Here is a 2,191-nt window from a genome sequence, read left to right as displayed (position 1 = left end):
CTTTAAAAGATGCTTGGCATGCTACTGCTCACCACCCTAGAAATCAATTCACTCGCCCACAAAGCCTGTTCTCAGCGTCGATTCTCTTAAGGAATTGACCTACCGCAACCAAACGATAAAAGCGGTGCTTAAAGATGCATTCAGGGTTAGTTTCTCGGGCCGTTTCTGGTATCTTGCCAGCATTGTTGGCCGATAACGTTTATTTATGTCTTTTTCTCTGCCACGTTTTCCCACCGTGCCACTCACGTTGCGTGAGTATTGGGCCAATCACCGGATTAATGACAGCCTTCGTGTGCTGATTGCGCTGATGGGCGTTGCCTTGTATGCCAGTTATGCTGGACGTACCGATATTGTCACCCCGCTCGTCCTTGGCGTCATCGCCTCGGCACTGGCAGAAGTGGACGATCATTTTTGGGGCCGAGTACGCGCACTTGGTGTCACCTTGGTCTGTTTTACTGTGGCGGCGTTTTCCGTCGAGCTCTTATATGACACGCCATGGTTATTTGCTATCGGCCTCACCGTGTCGAGTTTTGGTTTTATCATGTTAGGGGCCATTGGTGAACGCTACGGCACCATTGCGTTTGCGTCGTTACTGTTGGCGGTCTATACCATGCTAGGCATGGAGCAAGGCAGTGACATGTGGTTACAACCGATGATGTTGCTATCAGGGGCAGTCTGGTATGGCCTTTTGTCGCTGATATGGATTGTCATCTGGCCTCATCGTCCGGTACAGCATCGGCTCGCGGCGGTATTTCGCCAAACCGCGACCTATATGGAAACCAAATCGAACCTATTTCACCCTGTGACAGAATTGGTCCCCCAGCCGACCCGCATCGCCGCCGCGAACCGAAATGCCCAAGTCGTCGCCGCACTAAACCAAGCCAAGGCATCTTTGCTGGCCCGTGCACGACGGGGGCGATTGACTAAACGGCATCAAGCGTTGCTGCAAACCTATTTTATTGCCCAAGATATCCATGAACGTGTCAGCTCTTCGCACTATCGTTATCAAGATCTTGCCGCGCAGTTTTTCCATTCTGATATCTTGTTTCGCTTTGAGGCCTTGCTCAATGCCCAGGCCAGCGCCTGTCGCGATGTTGCACAAGCGTTATCGATCGGGGCGCGCTACCAGCACCCAAAAGCGGGTCAGCAAGCGTTACTGGCCATCCAGCAATCGATGCAATATTTATTGGCTGAACAAACCCAAGATGCCTCGCGCATGGCCTTACTTCATCAGCTCGATTTTCTCTATAAAAACCTAGAGACCGTTGAGGAGCAGTTGGCGAGCCTTAGTAATTTAGCTGCCAATGATGGCACACAAGAAAGTGAACTGGCCGACCCTGATGCGCGCTCTCTGGGCGAAATGGTGTATCGGATCCGTCGTCAGATGACACTCAAATCGCTACGTTTTCGCCATGCGGTGCGACTCTCTTTGTCACTACTCGCCGGCTACGGGGTGATTCAAGGGCTATCGCTTGAACATGGGTTTTGGATCTTAATGACGATTCAATTCGTTTGTCAGACGAACTACTCGGCGACGCGAAACAAACTCAAAGAACGGATCCTAGGGACCGTAGGTGGGTTGCTATTAGGTGTGCCCGCTTTGTATTTGTTCCCCGATCCGAGCAGCCAGTTAGCGTTAATGGTGATCACGGGGGTACTCTTTTTCGCTTTTCGTACCGTGCAGTATACGCTCGCGACCCTGTTTATCACCCTGCTGGTACTCATGTGCTTTAGCCAATTTGGTCAGGGCTTTGCGGTTATCTTGCCACGGCTGGGAGATACCGTGATCGGCTGCCTGATTGCTGTCGCCGCCGTTCGTTACGTGCTCCCCGATTGGCAAGCGCACCGATTGCGTGGGATCATGACCGAGGCGTTACAAGCAAATCGTGATTACCTTGCCCATGTGATCGCACAATATCGTGTCGGTAAACGCGATAATCTCGCCTACCGAATCGCACGTCGCCATGCACACAATGCCGATGCCGAGCTCACCACCGCCATCAGTAACATGTTGGTCGAGCCAGGACGCTATCGCACCAACATTGAAGAGACGTTCCGGTTTTTGTGTTTGAACAATGCGATGTTGAGCTATATTTCTGCGCTTGGCGCTCACCGCCGTCGCATGGACGATGAGGTTAATCATCAGAAAGTGGCGCAACTGCATCGTGACATTCACCAATCACTCAATGCG

General features: G+C 51.9%; 1 protein-coding gene. It reads left to right on the top strand.

Annotated features, from left to right (window positions below; translation table 11 throughout):
* Positions 1-205 precede the first annotated feature (205 nt).
* A partial coding sequence (yccS, locus tag BZG79_RS14450; protein WP_077774754.1) for a YccS family putative transporter occupies positions 206-2,191 on the top strand: 1,986 nt, incomplete at its 3' end.

This window comes from Salinivibrio sp. MA427 (assembly GCF_001996115.1).
Lineage (GTDB): Bacteria > Pseudomonadota > Gammaproteobacteria > Enterobacterales > Vibrionaceae > Salinivibrio > Salinivibrio costicola.
Note: the sequence above shows the minus strand (reverse complement) of the source record. Positions and strands in the feature narration are given on the sequence as shown.